At 66.1% G+C, this 19,583-nt stretch carries 12 protein-coding genes; 5 read left to right on the top strand and 7 right to left on the bottom strand.

The window, feature by feature from the left end:
• Positions 1-116: 116 nt before the first annotated feature.
• From DVT68_RS20510 to DVT68_RS19370, 3 genes are all read right to left on the bottom strand, one after another.
• Positions 117-269 (bottom strand): hypothetical protein, encoded by a 153-nt coding sequence (locus DVT68_RS20510; RefSeq protein WP_158543552.1) that lies wholly within the window; start codon positions 267-269, stop codon positions 117-119.
• A 107-nt stretch (positions 270-376) separates the two neighbouring features.
• Positions 377-610: a hypothetical protein gene (locus DVT68_RS19375; RefSeq protein WP_114826861.1), complete on the bottom strand. Its 234-nt coding sequence runs from the start codon at positions 608-610 to the stop codon at positions 377-379.
• Positions 611-674: 64 nt separating this feature from the next.
• Positions 675-2,660, bottom strand: coding sequence for a bifunctional 2',3'-cyclic-nucleotide 2'-phosphodiesterase/3'-nucleotidase (locus DVT68_RS19370; RefSeq protein WP_114826860.1), 1,986 nt, complete (start codon positions 2,658-2,660; stop codon positions 675-677).
• A gap of 275 nt (positions 2,661-2,935) precedes the next feature.
• On the opposite strand from DVT68_RS19370, the gene DVT68_RS19365 reads away from it, so the two are divergent.
• Positions 2,936-4,579 carry an LTA synthase family protein gene (locus tag DVT68_RS19365; protein ID WP_325050453.1) on the top strand — a complete coding sequence of 548 codons (1,644 nt, stop codon included), beginning with the start codon at positions 2,936-2,938 and terminating at the stop codon, positions 4,577-4,579.
• 988 nt (positions 4,580-5,567) lie between these two features.
• On the opposite strand, the gene nagA is transcribed toward DVT68_RS19365, so the two are convergent.
• The 4 genes from nagA to DVT68_RS19345 all read right to left on the bottom strand — a co-directional run bounded on the left by nagA (position 5,568) and on the right by DVT68_RS19345 (position 10,234).
• Positions 5,568-6,722: an N-acetylglucosamine-6-phosphate deacetylase gene (gene nagA / locus DVT68_RS19360; RefSeq protein ID WP_114826858.1), complete on the bottom strand. Its 1,155-nt coding sequence runs from the start codon at positions 6,720-6,722 to the stop codon at positions 5,568-5,570.
• Positions 6,722-7,762 carry an SIS domain-containing protein gene (locus DVT68_RS19355; protein WP_199536153.1) on the bottom strand — a complete coding sequence of 347 codons (1,041 nt, stop codon included), beginning with the start codon at positions 7,760-7,762 and terminating at the stop codon, positions 6,722-6,724. The genes nagA and DVT68_RS19355 overlap by 1 nt, the downstream gene beginning before the upstream one ends.
• A gap of 47 nt (positions 7,763-7,809) precedes the next feature.
• Positions 7,810-8,862, bottom strand: a complete 1,053-nt coding sequence (locus tag DVT68_RS19350; RefSeq protein WP_114826856.1) for a LacI family DNA-binding transcriptional regulator — start codon at positions 8,860-8,862, stop codon at positions 7,810-7,812.
• Between the two features lie 85 nt (positions 8,863-8,947).
• The gene (locus tag DVT68_RS19345; protein WP_114826855.1) at positions 8,948-10,234 is read right to left on the bottom strand and encodes a sugar MFS transporter; all 1,287 of its coding nucleotides are present in this window, start codon (positions 10,232-10,234) and stop codon (positions 8,948-8,950) included.
• Between the two features lie 1,131 nt (positions 10,235-11,365).
• Here DVT68_RS19345 and glk point away from each other — a divergent pair.
• The 4 genes from glk (at position 11,366) to DVT68_RS19325 (ending at position 19,579) form a co-directional block, all read left to right on the top strand.
• A complete protein-coding gene (gene glk / locus DVT68_RS19340) occupies positions 11,366-12,418 on the top strand; it encodes a glucokinase (RefSeq protein ID WP_114826854.1) in 1,053 nt (350 codons plus the stop codon).
• A 99-nt stretch (positions 12,419-12,517) separates the two neighbouring features.
• Entirely contained in the window at positions 12,518-15,322 is a 2,805-nt protein-coding gene (locus DVT68_RS19335) for a TonB-dependent receptor (RefSeq protein ID WP_114826853.1), read from the top strand.
• Between the two features lie 100 nt (positions 15,323-15,422).
• Complete coding sequence (locus tag DVT68_RS19330) at positions 15,423-17,252, top strand: glycoside hydrolase family 9 protein (RefSeq protein ID WP_114826852.1); 1,830 nt, start codon at positions 15,423-15,425, stop codon at positions 17,250-17,252.
• 20 nt (positions 17,253-17,272) lie between these two features.
• Positions 17,273-19,579, top strand: coding sequence for a family 20 glycosylhydrolase (locus tag DVT68_RS19325; protein WP_114826851.1), 2,307 nt, complete (start codon positions 17,273-17,275; stop codon positions 19,577-19,579).
• The last annotated feature ends 4 nt before the right edge of the window (positions 19,580-19,583 follow it).

The following is a 19,583-nucleotide window of genomic DNA, read 5'->3' as shown; positions in this document are numbered from 1 at the left end:
GATGGCGATACGGCAAGATTCACGGTGGCCTCCAGTTCGGGGCCCGTGCTCGCGGAGGGGAGTCGGAGAATGCACCGGCCCGCCTCTTCGAGGGCGGGGCCGTTTGCGTTAGTGACTTATTCGCGCACGGACTCCCACCCCGACCCAGTGGTAATAGTGGTCGTGGTGGTGGTCATGGCGGAGATGGTGATGACGCTCGTATGCAGCGGCACGCGCCCGGTGTTCACCGGTGCGGAATACATGCGTGCTGGCGTGGCGATGAGCGACATGGACCTGACCTTAGGTGGATTGCTGCAGTGCAGTCAACAGGTACGTTTGAAACTTTTCGGCGGTGGGTCTGGACGTCCAAACGTCCACCTGCCATGGACAGGCGCCCTCAGTCGCGCCCACGCCGCTGCGGTTCGCCCTTCAGCCAGCACACCGTCAGCAGCAGCGCGAGCAGGAGCGCGACATAGGGCAGTTGCAGGCCGCTCGTGCGCAGCAGGGGCATGCCCACCGCCATCAGTACGACGAAGGCAACCAGCACCAGTGCGCCCTGCCAGGTAGTGGGAAGGCCCCAGCCCCAACCGACCCGTTTGGCGGGAAACCAATATGTGCGTTCTTTCTGCATGCAGGAGTTCCGGATGATGTGGCGCGGTGGAGTCCAGGCCGCCGCGCCGGGTTTGCCGGGATTGTCAGTGCGACAAGTCGATGGCGTAGGTGGCGGCGCCGTCGCCGTGGTCCTTCAGCTGGCGGATGCGGGTGAGCCCGGTCTCGCTCGCCACGGTCTGCTTGTCGGCCGCCCCCTTGAAGACCACCTCGCCACGCGTCTTGAGCGGGGCGAAGCGCCAGGAGGTTTCGGGCAGGTCCTTGGCATCAATGGTGTGCTTGTTCTGCAGCCACCGGGCGAGGATCTCGCGGGCGCCGTCGGGCGCCGACAGCACGATGTTCTTGCCGTCCAGACCCGGGAAGTTGCCGCCGCCGCTGGCGCGGTAGTTGTTGGTGGCGACGATGAACGGCTGGTCGGCGGTCACCGGCTTGCCCCGGTAGCGGAGCTGGCTGATGCGCTGGCCGGCCGGGCGGGACAGGTCGATCTCGTAGCTGATGTCGCCCTGGATCTGGTCGAAATTGAAGCCGGGATAGTGGTCGTCGATCAGCCACTGCTCGCCGTCTTTGTTCGGGTCGATGCGGTTGAAGCGCTCGGCCGATTTCTCCAGCCACGCCTTGAGGCCGGCGCCGTCGACCTTCACCGCAGCCAGGGTGTTCGGGTAGAAGTACAGGTCCGCCGCGCTGCGCAGGGTGAGTGGACCGGGCGCGACATCGGTGTAGTCGTCGGGGCCGCCGAAGCCGGTGCGGAAGGCGGCTGCAGCGGAAAGCACGGGCACTCCGGCCAGTTCCGGGCGCTGCTTCGGCAGCTCGGTCTGCACGTAGTCGCGCAGTGCGGCGTTGATCGGCGCCAGCGCGCTCATGTTGCCCTCGTCGGCGAAGTAGCTGCTCATGCGCACGCGGGTTTCGCCGATCGGGGTGTTCACGTAGTCCACGGCGGCGGCATGAGCCCCTGCCACCAGCGGCGCGATCGCGGGGTCCGCCGGCACGCAGTCATGCTTGGTCGGACAGATCGGACGCACTTCGCTGTGCGTCTGCCCGGCGTCGACCACCCAGCGTCCGTCGCGGCGCGCCAGGTCCAGGTCGATCACGCCCAGGTCCTTGCCGAAGAAGCCACCCATCACCGCCGGCTTGCCGCGCACGAAGCCGCGATCGGCATCCACCTCGGCCAGACCCCGGTAGTGGGGGCCGGGGAACTCGGTATGCGAATGGCCCAGCAGCACCACGTCGATGCCCGGCACGCCGGCCAGGTGCCAGCCGCCGTTCTCCATGTCGGAGGTGTATGGGGCAGTGCTGAGGCCGCCATGCAGGATGGCCACCACCAGGTCCGGGTGCTGCGCCTGCAATTCCGGCAGGTATTTCTGCGCGGCCTCGACCACCCCGGTGACGGTCACCTTGCCGGCCAGGTTCTGCTTGTCCCACTCCAGGATCGGCGGCGGAGTGAAGCCGATGATGCCGACCCTCAGAGGTACCCGGCGGGTGACCCCATCCGGCGCGGTAACCGCGATGTCCTTCTCCACCACCGTCCACGGCTTGAAGATCGGCGCGCCGTCGCGGGCACTGAACACGTTGGACAGCACCAGCGGGAAATGCGGACCGGCGCAGCGGTCGCTGCGGCCGCCGTCCACGTTCATCGGCGTGCCGGTCACCTGGGAGAGGAAGCCCAGGCCGTAGTTGAACTCGTGGTTGCCGGGGGCGCCGCCGTCGTAGCCCATGGCGTCCATGGCTCGGTACACGCCCAGTTCCTCGCTGCAGGCGATCGGCTTGACCTGGGCCTGGTAGTCGGCCAGCACGCTGCCCTGGATGGTGTCGCCGCTGTCGAACAGGAAGCTGTTGGTGAACTGCTGGCGCGCGCGTCGGATCAGGGTGGCGGTGCGCTCGTAGCCCATCGAGTCGTCATCGCGCTGCTTGTAATAGTCGTAGCTGAGCACGTTGGCGTGCACGTCCGTGGTTTCCAGGATGGCCACCTGGGCATGGCTGCCGTCAGGGAGGACGGCGGGCCTGGGCGCCTGGCTGGCGCAGCCGGCCAGCATGGCGGCCGTGAGCATGGCCAGGGAGCGGGAGCGAGGGGGCATCGGGCAAGCGTTCCGTACTGGGAGGGGGGAGCGGCGCAACCTAGCAGATCACCGCGTCTCAGTAACGGCGAAACGGTGGCTGAACCGCATGGCAGCGCCATTTGGCCGTTGCCGCCGGTTGTGCATATGACGCTGTCAAGACCGTAGAATTGCGACCCGATGACACCGGGCCGAACAGGGGGCCTTGACCGTTTATGCCGCGATTACCGTTTCGCTTCCTGCGGAAGACTGCGCCATGGCTGCTTGCCGCGGGCTTCTTCCTGTTCTGCGTGAGCATGACGGCTCTGCGAGAGCCGGCGTTGCTGCAGCAGGCCTTCGTGATCGCCCTGATGGTGTGCGCGTTCGGCATGCTGCTGTTCGCCTTCGCGCGGCCGGCCACGGCGCTGGTGGTGAGTGGCGGGTTGTTCCTCGGGCTCAACTTCCTGTCGGTCATGAAGCTGCGCTACCTCGATTCGCCGCTGATGCCGTCGGACTTCGTCTACTACGCCCGCAGCAGCCTGGTGGAGACGCTGGGGCACTATCCCCACCTGTGGATGCTGTCGCTGGCGGTCGGCGTGGTGACGCCGCTGTCACTCTGGGCCGTCTGGCGTTGGGACCGTCGACTGCTGGCGCACCTGAGTCGCAGCCGCGCGGTGTTCACCCGGGTGGGCGGAGTGGTGTTGTGGGCGCTGGCGTTCTGGGTGTGCCTGCTGCCGACCGGACCGTTCGCCGAAGTGCATGCGCGCAACACCTGGGAGAAGCTGTCCGACGACGCGCAGATCACCAACTTCTTCGTCAACTTCAGCGACTCGGACATCCAGTTGCCCGACCGCAGCGACGAAGCGGTGGCCGAACAGGAATGGGGCGCCACTGCGGCCGGTGAACCCGCGGCCATGCCGCGTCCGCCTGACACCTACCCGGATATCGTGCAGGTGCTGGAAGAGAGCACCTTCAACCCGGCCAACTTCACCCAGTGCAATATTCCCGAGTGCCGGGTGGGCATGTTCAAGTCCGACGCGCGCACCCGCGCCACCGGGCCGATGCGCGTGCACACCTTCGGCGGCGGCACGTGGGTAAGCGAGTTCGCCACGCTCACCGGCATGCCGCAGGACATCTTCGGCCCGGGTGGCATGTATGCGCCCTACGTGCTGGCGCCGCACGTGCAGGACAGCCTGCCGCGCCAGCTGCAGCGCCTTGGCTACCTGACGGTGGCGATCTATCCGACCAACGGCTCCTTCCTCAACGGGCGCAACGCATACACCGCGTACGGCTTCGACCAGTTCTATGACGCTGGCCAGCTCGGCCTGGAGGAATGGGAGGAAACCGACGCGCAGATGTTCGCCGCGGCCAAGCGCGTCTACGACAAGGTGAAGAAGCCGGGCCAGCCGGTCTTCGTCATGATCCTCACCCTCGCCCAGCACGGGCCGCACGACACGGACCCGATCTCGAAGCTGCCGGCGCCGTTCAACAAGGGCCTGCTCAAGGGGCTGCCGACACGCGAGTCGGTCAACTTCAACACCTACCTGTCGAACCTGCACAACTCCGACGTGGCGCTGCGCGGGCTCGAGCACGACTTCCTCGACCGCGAGCAGCCCACGGTGATCGTGCACTTCGGCGACCACCAGCCATCCTTCAGCGGCCTGATCCGCGAGATGCCGCGCACCTGGCCCGCCGGGCTGGAGTCGTACAAGGATTACCTCACCTACTACATGATCAAGAGCAACTTCCAGGGCGCGACGCTGCCGCGCTACCCGGTGCTCGACATCGCGCTGCTGCCCAGCATGGTGCTGCAGGCGGCGGACCTGCCGACCGATCCGTACTTCTCGGCGGCGATCGCGTTGCGCACGCGTTGCAATGGCCTGTACACGGACTGTGCGCAGCCGGAGCTGGTGAAGTCGTATCACGCGTGGATTTTTGATCGGTTGCATGTGTATCAGTGAGGGCGTGGTTGCTCCAGGACTTCGCGCAGCGATTCGTCACAGCGTTGGGACGGAGCGCTGCGTTCGCGATTCGCGCACGCCTTCCTAGATCGTCATCCCAGCGCAGGCTGGGATCCAGTGACTTTCGCTTTTGATTTGAGGGTGGTGCGAGCGTGCTCGCCTGCGGCGGGCTTCCGCAGCCCTGCCGGGCAGCGGGTTACTTCTCTTTGCGTGGCCAAAGAGAAGTAACCAAGAGAAAGGCCACCCCGATGGCGCGCCTTCCGGGCTAACGCCCTCCAGGTTCGCGGTCGGGTTCCGGGGTTTGTCGACAGGGCGTCCTGCCCTGACGACAAACTGGCTCGCATCCATGCGAGCCACCCTTCGGGCTATTCCTCCACCCGCCCGCCGCGCCATAGGGGAGGGGAGGTCAAAAGCCGAAGGCAAGAGCCAAGAGCGGAATCGTCTCCGGAGGAACGCACCTTGTGAGGAAACGCTTTTGGCGTTGACCTCCACGTTCGCGCACGGGGTGCGCTCATGCAAAGACTCGCTTGGGTTTGGCGATGCGATGTGCCGCGCAGCGGCACGAGCCTTCACCCCATCCCCTGTGAGGCGGTGAGGGGTGGACGCTCAGGCCCGCAGGGGATCGACAGGGATGTCGATCCCTTTTCGTCCGGGCAGGAGCCCGGTCGAAAAGCCCGGCCGCCGCTCACGAACTGGGCGGGCCGCAGGCCCGGCCAGCGCCGAGTGGGGTGCTCTTTCTTTTGGTTACTTTTCTTTGAGCAAGCAAAGAAAAGTGACCCGGTGGCCGGCAGGCCGACGGAAGCCCGCCGCAGGCGAGCCCGGTTGCGACACAGTCAATAAGGGCGGAAGGCACTGGATCCCAGCCTTCGCTGGGATGACGTTGAGGGAAGTCAAACGAAGACGGCTAGTGTCCGCTCGTCGTTCTGCTCGCCCCGCGCGTGTCCTGTTTTCTCAGCGACGACAACACACTCCTGTCTGCACACGTACCTCAGTACGCGTACCGCACCCCACCCACCCAAGTCTCCGCCACCACCAACCCCTCATCCACCACCGCGAAGTCGGCCTGCTGGCCCGCCACCAGGCGGCCATGCGTGCGATCCAGTCCCAGCCATGCCGCGGGGTACGCGCTGGCCATGCGCGAGGCTTCCGCCAGCGGCAGGCCCACCATGTTCACCAGATTGCGCACACCGGTGGCCATGTCCAGCGCGGAGCCAGCCAAAACACCCGCATCGCTCTGGCAAATGCCGTCGCGGGCGATGATGGTCTGGCCGTTGAGCACGTATTCCGGATTGTCCGAACCCACCGGCGGCATGGCGTCGGTGACGAGCACGCTCTTGCCGCGCGCCTTGGCGGCGATCGCCACGCGCAGCGCCACCGGATGCACGTGGTGGCCATCAGCAATGAGGCCGCACCAGCTGTGCGGATCGTCCAGCGCGGCGCCGACCACGCCCGGCTCGCGACTGCCGAGTGGGGTCATCGCGTTGTAGAGGTGGGTGAAGCCGCATACACCCGCATCCAGCGCGGCGCGGGTGGTGTTGTAGTTGGCGGCGGTATGGCCGGCCACCACCCGCACGCCTGCTTCGCTGAGCTGGCGGATGGTGTCCAGCGGCACTTCTTCCACCGCCAGCGTGAGCATCACCACGCCGCGGCGGTTGCGCGTGATCGCGGCGAGGTCCGCGGCGTCGGGCAGGCGGAACAGGCTGGCGTCGTGGATGCCCTTGCGCGCGGTGGCGAGGAACGGGCCTTCCAGGTGGATGCCGAGCACGCCAGGTACGCCCTGCTCGATGGCGGCATCGACGGCGTCGAGCGCCTTTTGCATCACCTCGGCGGTGTCGGTGATCAGCGTAGGCAGGAAGCCGGTGGTGCCGTACTTGCGGTGCGCCACGCTGATGGTCGCCAGCGCCTCCACCGTGGGTTCGGCGTTGAACAGCACGCCGCCGCCGCCGTTGACCTGCACGTCGATAAAGCCGGGGAGCAACAGTCGGCCCTGCAGATCGTGCGCCTGCGCGGCGGCCACGCGCGCGTCGTTGGCGTGGGTGATCGCCTCGATGCGCTCGCCGCGCACCAGCACCGCCAGCCCGTCGCGCGGGCCGTGGTCGGTGAGCACGCGTCCGTTGATGAGGGCGGTCAGCTGGCTGGTCATCACATCGTCTCCGTCACCTTGCGCAGATGCGGCGGGACATCCGGGTCGAAGCCGCGCGCCAGCGACAGCGCGCTGGCGGCGCGATAGAAGCTCTGCACGGCCAGCAGCGGCGCCACGATCGGCGCGATGTTGGCCGGTAGCGGCAGCGTGCCGGGGTCGGTGCTGCCCGGCGCCGCCACGAACACGCGCGCGCCACGCGCACGAAACTCGCGCGCCACGGCAAGGGTGTTTTCCAGCGTGCCGTCGTCCTGACCGAAGAACAGCACCGGGAAGCCGTCGCCGACGAGCGCCATCGGACCGTGTTTCACTTCCGCCGCGCTGAATGCCTCGGCGTGCAGGCCGCAGGTTTCCTTGAGCTTGAGCGCGGCTTCCAGCGCGGCGCCGAAGCCATAACCGCGACCCACCACGAACAGGTTGCGCGCATCGCGCAGGCCGTCGGTGAGCGCGCTCCAGTCGCCATCCCAGCCGCGACGCAGGTCGTCCGGCAGGCGGGCGATCACCTCGTGCAGGGTGGCGTCGTCGCTCCAGTGCGCGGTGAGCTGCAGGATCGCCGACAGCGTGGCGAGGTAGCTCTTGGTGGCGGCCACGCTCAGCTCCGGACCGGCGCGCAGCGGCACGAAGGTGTCGGCCATCTGCGCGAGCGGGGAGTCCTCCACGTTCACCAGCGCCACCACGTGGGCGCCGGCGTCCTTGGCGGCCTGTGCGCTGCGCAGCAGGTCGGGGCTCTTGCCCGATTGCGAGATGGCGACGAACAGCGCGCCATCCAGATGCAGGTCGGCGTCGTAGATGGAGGAGATCGACGGCGAGGCCGAGGCGGTGATCAGCCCCAGGCGCGTCTCGAACACATACTTCGCATAGGCGGCGGCATGGTCGGAGCTGCCGCGGGCGCAGGTGACGATGAAGCGGGGCGGCGTGGCCCGCAGCTGCTCGCCGAGCGTCCTGAGGATCTGCGCGTTCTCGCGCAGCTGGCGCTCGACCACGGCGGCCGCCTCGTGGGCCTCGCGGTACATCAGGGTGGAGCTGGCTTCCTTCATCGTCAGTCTCTTGGCATGCGTGTGGGCGCACACCGCAGGGGCGAGGCGGCGCCTCAGCCCTTGCGTGGCGTCGGGGTTTGCGGCGGCGCGGTGGAGCCGCGCACGACCAGTTCGGGGATAAAGCATTCGGCGTGCGGCAGCTCCACAGCGGCGCCGGCCTTGCGTTGCAGTTCGGCCATCAGCTGCAGCGCGGCATGACGGCCGATCTCGCTGGTGGACTGTCGGGCGGTGGTGAGCGCGGGCCAGGCCTGCTTGGAGAACGGGCTGTCCTCGAAGCCGGCGATGGAGAGATTCCACGGCACATCGAGTCCGCTGGAGCGGGCTGCGGCCAGCACGCCGGCGGCAATTTCATCGTTGCTGCCGAAGATTGCGGTCGGCGGATCCTTCAGCGCCAGCAGCTTGCGCGCGCCGCGGAAACCGTCGTCGAACGCGTAGCGGCCAGCCAGCACCAGACGCTTGTCCAGCGGCAGGCCGTAGTCCTTCAATGCGTCCGCATAACCCTGGTAGCGCTCTGGGCTGGAGCGGTGGTGCGGTTCGCCCCACAGGAAGCCGATGCGCTGGTGGCCCATCTGGATCAGGTGCTCGGTGATCGCATAGGCCGCGCTGCGGTCGTCCACGTAGACGCAAGGCGCGCCGTCGTGGGGATCCTCACGCGAGGAGATGATGCGCACGAAGCTGATGTCGTTGGCGCTGAGCTTGGCGATCAGCTCCGGCTCTTCCGACATCGGCGGGGCCAGCACCAGGCCGGCCAGGCGGTTGCGCTCGACCAATGCGCACAGCTCATTGGCCAGGTCGGGCGAGGTGGAATCGCAGGGATGGATCAGCAGGCCGTAGCCGCGTTCGCGGCAGGCCGACAGCACGCCATCCTGCATGCTGATGACGTAGTGCGCGTTCGGGTTGTCGTAGACCAGGCCGATCGCATAGGCATGCGTGCTGCGCAGGCCGCGCGCGGAAAGGTTGGGCTGGTAGCCCAGCGCCTCGATGGCGCGTTCGACTTTCTCGCGGGTGTCCGCACGCACCGAGGCCTCGTGGTTGATCACGCGGGACACGGTCTTCAGCGAAACGCCTGAGCGTTTGGCGACGTCCTTGATGGTGGGGGTGCGCAACGTGGGAACTCCGGCAGAACTAAAAGAGGCATCGTAGCCCAGAGGGGTATGGCCCGGCGGGTGGCGAGGCGCCGCCCGCCACCGCTCAGCGCGCGTGCTGGCCGACGCGATGGCCCCTCATGCCGTAGTAGAGGATGTACAGGTAGCAGGGCACCATCAGCGCCATGAATACCAGCTGGAAGTTGAAGTGCTGTTTCAGGTGCACGAACAGCTGCGGCACGATGGCGCCACCGGCGATGGCCATGATCATCAGCGCCGAGCCGCGCTCGGTCAGTCGGCCCAGTCCATGGATCGCCAGTGGGAAGATCGCCGGCCACATCATCGCGTTGGCGAAACCCAGCGCGGCCACGAAACCCACGGAAGTGTGGCCGCTGGTGACGTAGGCGCCCACGGTGAACAGCACGCCGAGCACCGCCGACACCGCAAGGTAGCTCTGCTGCGAGATGAAGCGCGGAATCAGCACCAGTCCGCCCAGGTAGCCGGCAAGCATCGCGATCAGGGTGAACGAGGTGAAGTGCTTGGTCTCTTCCAGTGGCAGGCCGAAGCCCTGGCCATAGGTGCCGATGGCGTCGCCCGCCATCACTTCCACGCCCACGTAGAGGAACAGGCACAGCACGCCAAGCCACAGGTGCGGGAAGCTGAAGATGCCGCCCTTGGCGTGGCCGATGCCGCTTTCGGCGTTGGCGCCGGCCGGCTTGATCTCCGGCAGCGGCGAGCGGATTACCCAGATCGCCAGCAGCACCAGCAGGCCGGCCATGATCATGTACGGCATGTGGATCTTGGCGGCGAACGCATTGAGCAGGACTTCCTTCGCCTCGGGCGTGGGCGCGGCTTTCACCTGCTGGTCGAAGCTGTCGATGCCTGACAGCACCAGCGCGCCGAACACGAACGGCGCCAGTGCGCCGGCGATCTTGTTGCAGATGCCCATGAAGGCGATGCGCTGTGCGGCGCTGTCGATGGGGCCGAGGATGCTGATGTAAGGGTTGGAAGCGGTCTGCAGCAGCGCGAGGCCCGCGCCGATCACGAACAGCCCGACCAGCGCCGGATAGAAGATGCGCATGCTGACGAACTGGCCGAACAGCACCGCACCGATCGCCATCACGAACAGGCCCAGACCCATGCCCTTCTTCATGCCCGTGCGGCGAAGCACGCTCGACGACGGAATGGCCAGGAAGAAGTAGGAGAAGTAGAACACCAGCGGCACCAGGAACGCGGACACGTCATCCACGTTGAAGGCGAGCTTGACGAAGGTGATCAGCGGGCCGTTGAGCCAGGTGACGAAGCCGAAGATGAAGAACAGCACGCCGATGATCAGCATCGGCACCATGCTGGATGGGCGTGTCTCGCTGGAGGCGAGCGTTGTGGCAGACATGGTGGTGGCAGCTCCCCGCGGATGACCAGTGACCGACGAGCCAAAGCGGCCCGATTCCCCCGAATGTCCTTTTATCGACTCAAACTAGTAACGTTGTCAAATACTGGCAGCAAATGTGCCCGCGCATGGTGACCGGCCGGGGCGCGGAAAATGGCCCGAAGATGGGCCGCCCAGGACCGGATCCAGGCTCTCGCCCAGCATTGATATTTGTAAAAAATCCATTGATAACATGGTTTTGCATTGCACCATGAAGGCGCTTGAGTTCGGCTGCAGTGGCAGCCCTGATACTCGCCAAACCCTTGTTGCGTAGGTCATTGTCAGTCGATGACAACGTTGTCCTGAATGTTGTCGCGGAGCGCGAAAATGGGCCTGTTCTGCCGGACGGGCTGTTCTCGCTGTCGCCCTGGGCGATGGTGACTGGCGGGACCGCGGTGGGGAGGCCCACCCCATTATTTCTACTACTACGACTCGTTCGGCGGGAAGGGTGGGTGGGTGCACGAGCGGGTCGAGCCCGCTGGTTGGACCGGATCGCCGAGTTGCCCGGAGGGGATCGGTCACAGGCCTGGTCGTCCAGGATGGTCGTAATCCGGAGCTCGGTATTGGGCGAACGTGCGCGCCGCAGCCGGACTGGCGGCCGTTGTGTCCCGGCTGCCCCGGCGATCAGGGGCGCCGGCTCCTTCCGTCATCCCCGCACGAGGGGTGAGAGGGTCAACCTTCCTTTCCCGGCGGCCCACGCGCGCCATGCGCAGGCGCTGTCCCTACCGTCACGCCGGTGTCCAGCAACGTTGTCACGACAGATGTCCGCAAGGGTCAAAATTGGTCTGTTCGAGCCCCTTCAAAGGGCCCGAAAATTCCTTAAATCGGTCTAAATTGACCGTCCAAATGGCCCCAATTTTGGTCACTTGTGGCGCAGTGCAAAAAGCCTGCTATACGGCCATTCATTCCTTGTTTCATGCAGCATAAAGCTCATGTGATGAGCTGGTGGCGAGCCTTGTTGCTGCTCTGCACCACGACTCAACCGGGGGGTAGGACAGGTTCCTAGTTGACAACGTTGTCAACCGTTACCAGACTCCGGCCAAAACCTGATCACGTTTCACAACAACGTGACATCGCAATGACGAGGGCATCGCAGTGGGGCAAAGGGGCGTTCACGAGGTGCGTGGGTCTTCACCCCAAGAGGCCGTGTTCCTGGCGGCCGACGTCGGCGGGACGCATGCGCGCATCGGTCTGGTGAGCGAGCGTCCGGACGGACCCTGTCCGGTCACGGTGCTGCAGTACCACCGCTATGCCTGCGCGGACTGGCCGAGCCTGACCGCGGTGCTGCGCGACTTCGTCAGCCAGCTCGATCGTTCGGTGCATGTCAGTCGCTGTGCCGTGGCCAGCGCGGGTTACGTGCTTGGCGACGCGATCGTCAACGACAACCTGCCCTGGCCGGTGTCCATCCGCGACATCCGCGACACCCTGGGCATCCAACAGCTGGCGGTGGTCAACGACTTCGAGGCGGTGGCGTATGCCACGCAATTCCTGAGCCGGGCGGACACCACCCCGGTGATCGAGAGCGAAGCGCCGTCGGCGGTGGGCCCCGTGCTGGTGATGGGGCCGGGCACCGGGCTGGGATCGGCCGTGCTGTTGCCGGGTCATCCGCACGCCACCGTGCTGGCCACCGAGGCCGGGCAGATCGCGCTGGCGCCAGGCAACGAACGCGAGATCGAGATCCTGCGCTTCCTTGCGCGCGACCGCGCCTATGTATCGTTCGAGCACGCCCTGTCGGGGCCGGGCCTGCTCAACCTCTACCGCGCGGTGTGCGCGCTGCGCGACCGCTCGCCGCAATTGACCGTGCCGAGCGAAGTGACGCAGGCGGCGCTCGCGCACAGCGATGCCGCCGCGGTCGAAGCACTCGAAGTGTTCTGCGGCCTTCTCGGCAGTTTCGTCGGCGACCTCGTGTTGCTGTACGGCGCACGCGGGGGCGTGTTTCTAGCCGGGGGCATCCTGCCGCAGATCCGAGACGTCCTGCTGGCCAGCAGTTTCCGCCAGCGCTTCTTCAACAAGGGCGTGATGCGCGCCTTCCTGCAACAGGTCCCAGTTCGACTGATGGAGCACGGCCAGCACGGGGTGATCGGTGCGGCCGGTTTGTACCTGGATGGTCAGCATGCAAGACCAGGGGAGAACGCTGTACCGCAGTAATCACCGTTGCAACCAACCGGGCGTGAGCCCAGCCAGCCAAGCCGCAGCCGGAAGACCTACGAGCATCCGCTGCCGTAAAGCCTTAGAGGGGAGGAAACCATGTCAAACCGCAAGACTCTACTAGCAGCCAGCATCATCGCCGGCTTGTGCCTGTCCGGCTCCGTGTACGCCGACAATGCACCGGCCACCGCATCCGCGCCCGCAACGACGCCCGCGCCGGCCGCGCAGCCTGCCACGGCCGCCGATAGCCAGGACAACACCCAGAGCCAGGCCGACCGAGCCAAGGCCAAGCAGCTGGGCACCGTCACTGTCGTCGGCATCCGCGACTCGGAAGCCGAGTCGCTGAACCTGAAGAAGTCCGCCGACAACATCGTTGAAGTGATCACGGCCGAAGACATCGGCAAGCTGCCGGCCAAGAACGTGGCCGACACCTTGGCGCGCTTGCCCGGCGTGAACATCAGCTCCTCGAGCGCCAGCGAAGGCGGCTTCGACGAGAACGACCGCGTCAGCCTCCGCGGCACCAACCCGAGCATGACCCAGACCCTGGTCAACGGCCACACCGTGGGCACCGGCGACTGGTTCGTGCTGAGCCAGGTGCAGACCGTGGGCCGCAGCGTGAGCTACAGCCTGCTGCCGTCCGAAGTGGTTGACCAGGTGGTGGTGCACAAGTCGTCCGAGGCCAAGCAGCAGGAAGGCGGCAGCGCCGGCACGGTCGACATCATCACCCGCAAGCCGCTCGAGTTCGCCAACCCGATCACCGCACAGGCCTCGATCGGCGCCGTCTATTCCGACCTGCCGGGCGACACCAAGCCGCAGTTCAACGGCCTGTTCAACTGGAAGAACAGCGACAACACCTTTGGCGCGATGCTGCAGGGCTTCTATGAAGAGCGCAGCCTGCAGCGCAACGGCCAGGAATTCGTGGGCGGCTTCAACCAGATCCAGGCCACCGATCCGGTCGCCAAGGCGCATCCGGATCTCGCCGGCGTGTACTACCCGAACCTGATCGGCCAGACCCTGTTCACCCAGACGCGCAAGCGCGAGGGCGGCATGATCGACCTCGAGTGGAAGCCGCTCGACAACCTGACGCTGAACCTGGACAGCTTCTACTCCAACCTCAAGGCCGACAACTTCAACCGCAACTACATGTTGTGGTCGAGCCAGTTCGTGCCGGGTGGCGTGGGCCTGCAGAGCTACACAGTCGGCGGCAACGTGCTCAAGTCGGCGACCTTCGCTCCGGTGACGGCCAGCACCACCACGCCGTACGGCGTGTATGACCAGATCTCGCGTCCGGGCGCCTCGTCCTCCTCCGCGTACACCACGTTGGATGCCGAGTGGCGCGCCAACGATCATCTGACCTTCACCGGCATGATCGGCACCACCAAGGGCAAGGGCAACAGCGACAACCAGAACGTCAGCGAGCTGGGCTTTGCCGGCAACGCCGGCGCCAGCTGGGACATGAATGGCACCGGCCGGCCGTCCAACTGGTCGATCGGCGGCGACAACGCCAGTCCGTCGGGCATCATCCCGTCGGCCGGCTGGATCTTCGGCGACCAGGACATCCACGTGGTGGACAAGGAGAACTTCTACCAGGCTGACGGTGAGTACGCGTTCGACAGTTCGCCGATCTTCCTGAACACGCTGGACTTCGGCCTGCGCTACTCCGACCACACCCGCGAGAACAAGACCGACATCGGTCAGGGCCCGACCGGCGACTGGACCAACCCGGCCAACTACCCGACCACCTGGTCGAGCTATCCGAGCAGCTTCAACAGCGACCTGGGCGTCAATGGCCCGGCCCCGCTGTGGTACTACAGCGAAGGCGCGCTGGCTGCGTTCAATGCCCAGTTCGCCAACCGCGATCCGGTGACCCGCTTCAACTGGCAGAACATCTACCGGGTCAACGAGAAGGACACGGCGGCATACATGCAGGCGAACTTCGCCGGCGATCGCTGGAGCGGCAACTTCGGCGTGCGTTATGTCTACACCAAGGAAGACATCACGTATAACTCCGGCTCCCAGTCGTCGTACTCCATCGCCGGCCCGATCACCGGTTCGGCCTTCGGTCCGTACTACATCAACAACTACAACAACAGCTACGATCGTTTCCTGCCGAGCGCGAACCTGCGGTTCAACCTCACGGACGACCTGCTGGCCCGCTTCGCCGCTTCGCAGACCATGACCCGCCCGGACTACTCCGCGCTGGCCGGTTCGTACTCGCTGGATGACCTGACCCACACCGGCAGTGGCGGCAACCCGCAGCTGAAGCCGCTGGTCTCCACCAACTTCGACCTGTCGATGGAGTGGTACTTCGCTCCGCGTGGCCTGGTGTCGGCCGGCGTCTACAACATGGCGCTCAGCAACTACGTCAACTTCGGCAACGAGAGCCTGTTGTTCAAGGACCAGCAGGCCAGCAACACGGCCGGTCATGACGTGTTCTCGACCTACCTGGTCAGCGTGCCGACCAACGTCAACGGCAACGTCAAGGGCGTGGAGCTGAACTACATCCAGCCGATCGGCGAGAACTGGGGTGTGCAGACCAACTACACCTACGCCCAGGGTCATGCGGACAACGACAAGCCGCTGCAGGGCACCTCGAAGAACACCTACAACCTGTCGGCTTTCTTCGAAAACGCGGACTGGAATGCTCGCATCAGCTACACCTACCGCTCGTCGTTCTTCGACGGCGTGAGCCGTACCGACACGTACTACCAGGCAGGCATCGGCAACCTGGCGTTCTCCGCGGGCTACAACATCAACAGCTGGATGTCGGTGCACTTCGACGCGATGAACCTCAACAACCCGACGCTCAAGTACTACACCTTGAGCCCGATCTACGGAAAGCAGCCGGATGCGTTCTACGTCAACGGTCGCCAGTACTACCTGACCCTGAACTTCAAGATGTAATTGAGGCTACCTCCCCGCCCAACGGGCCCGGCGTTTTGCCGGGCCCGATTTTTGTCCGGGGATGCGCAAGAGCTCCACATCCAGTCGGGAGAGCGATGGCATGAGGCGAGGACGCCCCTTGGTGTTGGTGCTGCTGGTCCTGTTGGCCAACAGCGCACAGGCGCTCGGCGTGAAGGTGCTGGTGGACCAGGTCGGTTACGACACCCACGCGCCCAAGCAGGCGGTGGTGATGGATCCATCGGGCGATCGAAACTTTCGCGTCATCGACACCGACACCGGCAAAGTGGCCTGGAAAGGCGAGCTGGGTCAGGCCGGTACGGTCGCCCGCTGGGGCGATGACACCTATGCGATAGCGGATTTCAGTGGCCTGGTGACGCCGGGTCGTTACGTGGTGACGCTGGGCGAGGGCGGGCGCGAGTCGCGTTCCTGGCCGTTCGAGGTGCAGGACAACGTGCTCGAGCGCCACACCCTGTCCGACGTTGTTTATTACTTCAAGGGCCAGCGTTCGAGCGGCCTGCTCGACAAGGCGGATCGACAACTGGCGCGGCCGGATGGTCAGCCGGGCACGCTCGATCTCCATGGTGGCTGGTACGACGCGACCGGCGACTACGGCATCCACCTGTCGCACCAGAATCTCACCAGCTACTTCAATACCCAGCAGTTGCCGCTGGCGGCCTGGAGCCTGCTGCGAAGCTGGCAGCAGCTGGAGGCGCGGCAGGACGGCAACTTCCACGAATATCAGCGCCGTCTGCTCGACGAAGGCTTGTTTGGAGCCGACTTCCTGGTGCGCGACAAGCGCCCGGATGGCTCGTTCTACCAATCCATCGACGCCACCGGTCCGGGCAAGCTGCCGCAGGATCGCCACATCGGCGATCCGAACTGGCGCACGCAGATCAAGTTGAAGCCGGGCGACCACACCGAACAGGTGACGCAGCCAGCCCATGGCCCGCATGCCTACGAGGCGAGCTTCCGCGCCGGCGGCGGCATGGCGATCGCCGCGCTGGCCGTGGCCGCAAGCACCGGTGTGGACGGAGAATTCCGCGACGCGGATTATCTCAAGGCCGCCGAGGATGCCTACCGTTTTCTCGATGCGCACAACCGCGAGCTGATCAACGACGGCAAGGAAAACATCGTCGACGACTATTGCGCGCTGCTGGCGGCTGTCGAGCTGTATGGCGCCACCCATGACGACACCTGGCGCCGCGCGGCGGACAAGCGTGCTGATCGACTGATGGCGCGCCTGGTCACCCATGGCGGTTACCGCGATTACTGGCGCGCGGACGACGGCACGCGGCCGTTCTTCCATCCGACCGACGCCGGCCTGCCCGTGGTGGCGCTGGTGGAATATGCCGGCATCGCCGACGCCGGCCGCCAGGCCAAGCTGCGCGCTGTGGTGCGTCGCTCACTGGAAGCGGAGCTGGCGCTCACCGGTCAGGTCGGCAACCCGTTCGGATATGCGCGCCAGCTGGTGCGTGGCGGAGACGGCAAGGTACGCGCGGCATTCTTCTTCCCCCACGACACCGAGGCGGCGCCGTGGTGGCAGGGTGAGAACGCGCGGCTGGCTTCGCTCGCCGCGGCGGCGCGGGCGGCAGCGCCGCTGTATGCCGACGACGCGGCGTTCCGCAGCAAGTTGCAAGCCTATGCGTGGAACCAGCTGCACTGGATTCTTGGACGCAATCCCTACGACAGCAGCATGCTGATGGGCAGTGGCCAGAACAACGCTGGCTACATGTTCTTCGACTCCTACGAGTACACCAACGCGCCGGGCGCCATCATCAACGGCATCACCTCGGGCCTGACCGACGAGGAAGGCATCGCCTTCAATCTCGGCTATGCCCAGACTGGCAAGGACGATGACTGGCGCTGGACCGAACAGTGGCTGCCACACGATGCGTGGTATCTGTTTGCCATCAGCCTTCCCCACGATTGACGTCTGACCACGAGGGACCGATGAGAACCACACGCCGCATCCTGTGCCTTGCCCTGTTCGGCATCGCCACGCTTGCCCACGGCGCCGGCGCAAGCCAGCCGCCGCTGATCCCGATGCCCGCACAGGTGAGCCAGGTCGGCGAGGCGTTCACGGTGACGGCAAAGACGCCGATCGTGGTGGATGCCGGTGACAGCGAAGCGCGGCGCACGGCGGACTATCTCGCCGCACTCACCGAGCGCACGCGCCACCTGCCGCTGGTGGTGACGCAGGACGCCGTGCAAGGGCCCGCCATCATTCTCAAGCGCGACCCGCAGGCGCCGGTGAAGGAGGCGGAGGGCTACACCCTCGACGTCACGCCGCAGGGCATCCGCGTGCTGGCGCGCGACGAGGCGGGCCTGTTCTATGGCGCCGTCACCGCGTGGCAGCTGATGACGCCGGCGCAGGGCAGCGGCGATGTGCGCGTGGAAGGCGTGCACATCAGCGACCAGCCGCGTTTCGCCTGGCGCGGCATGATGCTGGACTCCGCACGCCACTTCCAGACGCCGGACGAAGTGCGCACGCTGATCGACCAGATGGCGCAGCACAAGCTCAACGTGCTGCACTGGCACCTCACCGATGACCAGGGCTGGCGCATCGAGATCAAGCGCTATCCCGAGCTGACCCGCATCGGCGCCTGGCGCACGCCGCCCGACGTCGGGCAGGGTGGCGAGCCGGGGCGTTATGGCGGCTACTACACGCAGGATCAGATCCGCGAGATCGTCGCCTACGCCCACGACCGCCACATCACGGTGGTTCCCGAGATCGACATGCCGGGCCATGCGCAGGCGGCGGTCGCCTCGTATCCCGAACTGGGCGTCACTGGCAGGCGTCCGCCCGTTTCGCCCGACTGGGGCGTGCATCCGTATCTCTACAACGTCGACGACCACACTGTGCGCGTGCTGCAGGACGTGCTCGACGAGGTGATGGCGCTGTTCCCGTCCACCTATATCCACGTGGGCGGCGACGAGGCGGTGAAGGACCAGTGGCAGGCATCCGCCGCCGTGCAGGCGCGCATGCATGCGCTTGGCCTGAAGAACGAGAACCAGCTGCAGAGCTGGTTCATCGGCCAGATGGGCCAGTACCTCGCCGCTCACGGCCGTCGGCTGATCGGCTGGGATGAAATCCTGGAAGGCGGCCTGCCGGCCAGCGCCACCGTGATGTCATGGCGCGGCACCCAGGGCGCCATCGATGCGGCCAAGCAGGGTCACGACGTGGTGCTGTCGCCGGCGCCGCAGTTGTACCTGGACCAGATGCAGAGCGATCGCGCCGACGAGACCACCGGCCGCCTCCCGTCGATGTCGTTGCAGAGCTATTACGACTTCGAGGCGGTGCCCAAGGTGCTCACCGCCGACCAGGCGAAACACGTGCTCGGCATGCAGGCCAACATGTGGACCGAGCACATGCCCACGCTGCGCCACATCGAGCACGCGGTGTTCCCGCGCATGGATGCGCTGGCCGAGGCCGCGTGGACGCCGGCCACCGGCCGTGAGTGGCACGATTTCCTCAATCGCCTGCCGGCTCAGCTGGCGCGCTACCGCGTGCAGGACATCGGCTATGCCGACAGCGCGTTCGCCGCATCCGTCGACGTTGACCGCAACGCCGCCATCCGCGGCGGCAAGGCGCAGGTGACACTGTCCAACCAGGCCCGCTACGGCAACCTGCACTACACCATCGATGGCAGCGAGCCGGGCGCCAGCTCGCCGCTGTATGTCCATCCGTTCACGGTGAAGCTCCCCACCACGATCAGCGCGGTGGCGATCGGCGCCGATGGCACGCCGCTGGCGGCGCCGCGACAGCGCGTGCTGGACGTGCCCGCGCTACGCACCCGCAGCACCGGTGAGCTGGACAACTGCCCGGGCAGCGATTTCCGCCTGCGCGTGCAGCCCACGCCTGACGCGACCAGCCTCGCCCCGACGTATCTGATCAACGTGTTCGATAACTGTCGCCTCTACCGTGCGGCGGATCTCGACGGCATTGCGGCGATCCGCGTGGATGTCGCGCGCCTGCCGCGCAATTACCAGCTGGCGCACGAGGCCAAGCTGGTGGTGGCGCACAAGGCCGGCACGCCGCAGGGCGAGCTGGTGGTTCGTCTGGACAACTGCAAGGGCAAGACCCTCGGCACGCTGCCGCTGCCCGAAGGCGGGCCGCTGAGCTTCACGCTGCGGGGCGCCCTGGTCAGGCAGGCCGGCGTGCATGACCTCTGCCTGGTATTCACCTCGCCGATCACCGGGCCGCTGTATGGCATAGGCGATGCCTCAGTGCTGCCGGCCAGCGAGGGTAGCCAGTGAAGGC

The organism is Dyella solisilvae (assembly GCF_003351225.1).
Taxonomy (GTDB): Bacteria; Pseudomonadota; Gammaproteobacteria; order Xanthomonadales; family Rhodanobacteraceae; genus Dyella; species Dyella solisilvae.
This window is presented reverse-complemented; position numbering and strand designations above follow the sequence as displayed.

Coding starts and splice junctions, on each gene's coding strand:
- DVT68_RS20510 (WP_158543552.1), bottom strand. CDS start 269: ATGTCGCTCATCGCCACGCCAGCACGCATGTATTCCGCACCGGTGAAC.
- DVT68_RS19375 (WP_114826861.1), bottom strand. CDS start 610: ATGCAGAAAGAACGCACATATTGGTTTCCCGCCAAACGGGTCGGTTGG.
- DVT68_RS19370 (WP_114826860.1), bottom strand. CDS start 2,660: ATGCCCCCTCGCTCCCGCTCCCTGGCCATGCTCACGGCCGCCATGCTG.
- DVT68_RS19365 (WP_325050453.1), top strand. CDS start 2,936: ATGACGGCTCTGCGAGAGCCGGCGTTGCTGCAGCAGGCCTTCGTGATC.
- nagA (WP_114826858.1), bottom strand. CDS start 6,722: ATGACCAGCCAGCTGACCGCCCTCATCAACGGACGCGTGCTCACCGAC.
- DVT68_RS19345 (WP_114826855.1), bottom strand. CDS start 10,234: ATGTCTGCCACAACGCTCGCCTCCAGCGAGACACGCCCATCCAGCATG.
- DVT68_RS19335 (WP_114826853.1), top strand. CDS start 12,518: ATGTCAAACCGCAAGACTCTACTAGCAGCCAGCATCATCGCCGGCTTG.
- DVT68_RS19330 (WP_114826852.1), top strand. CDS start 15,423: ATGAGGCGAGGACGCCCCTTGGTGTTGGTGCTGCTGGTCCTGTTGGCC.
- DVT68_RS19325 (WP_114826851.1), top strand. CDS start 17,273: ATGAGAACCACACGCCGCATCCTGTGCCTTGCCCTGTTCGGCATCGCC.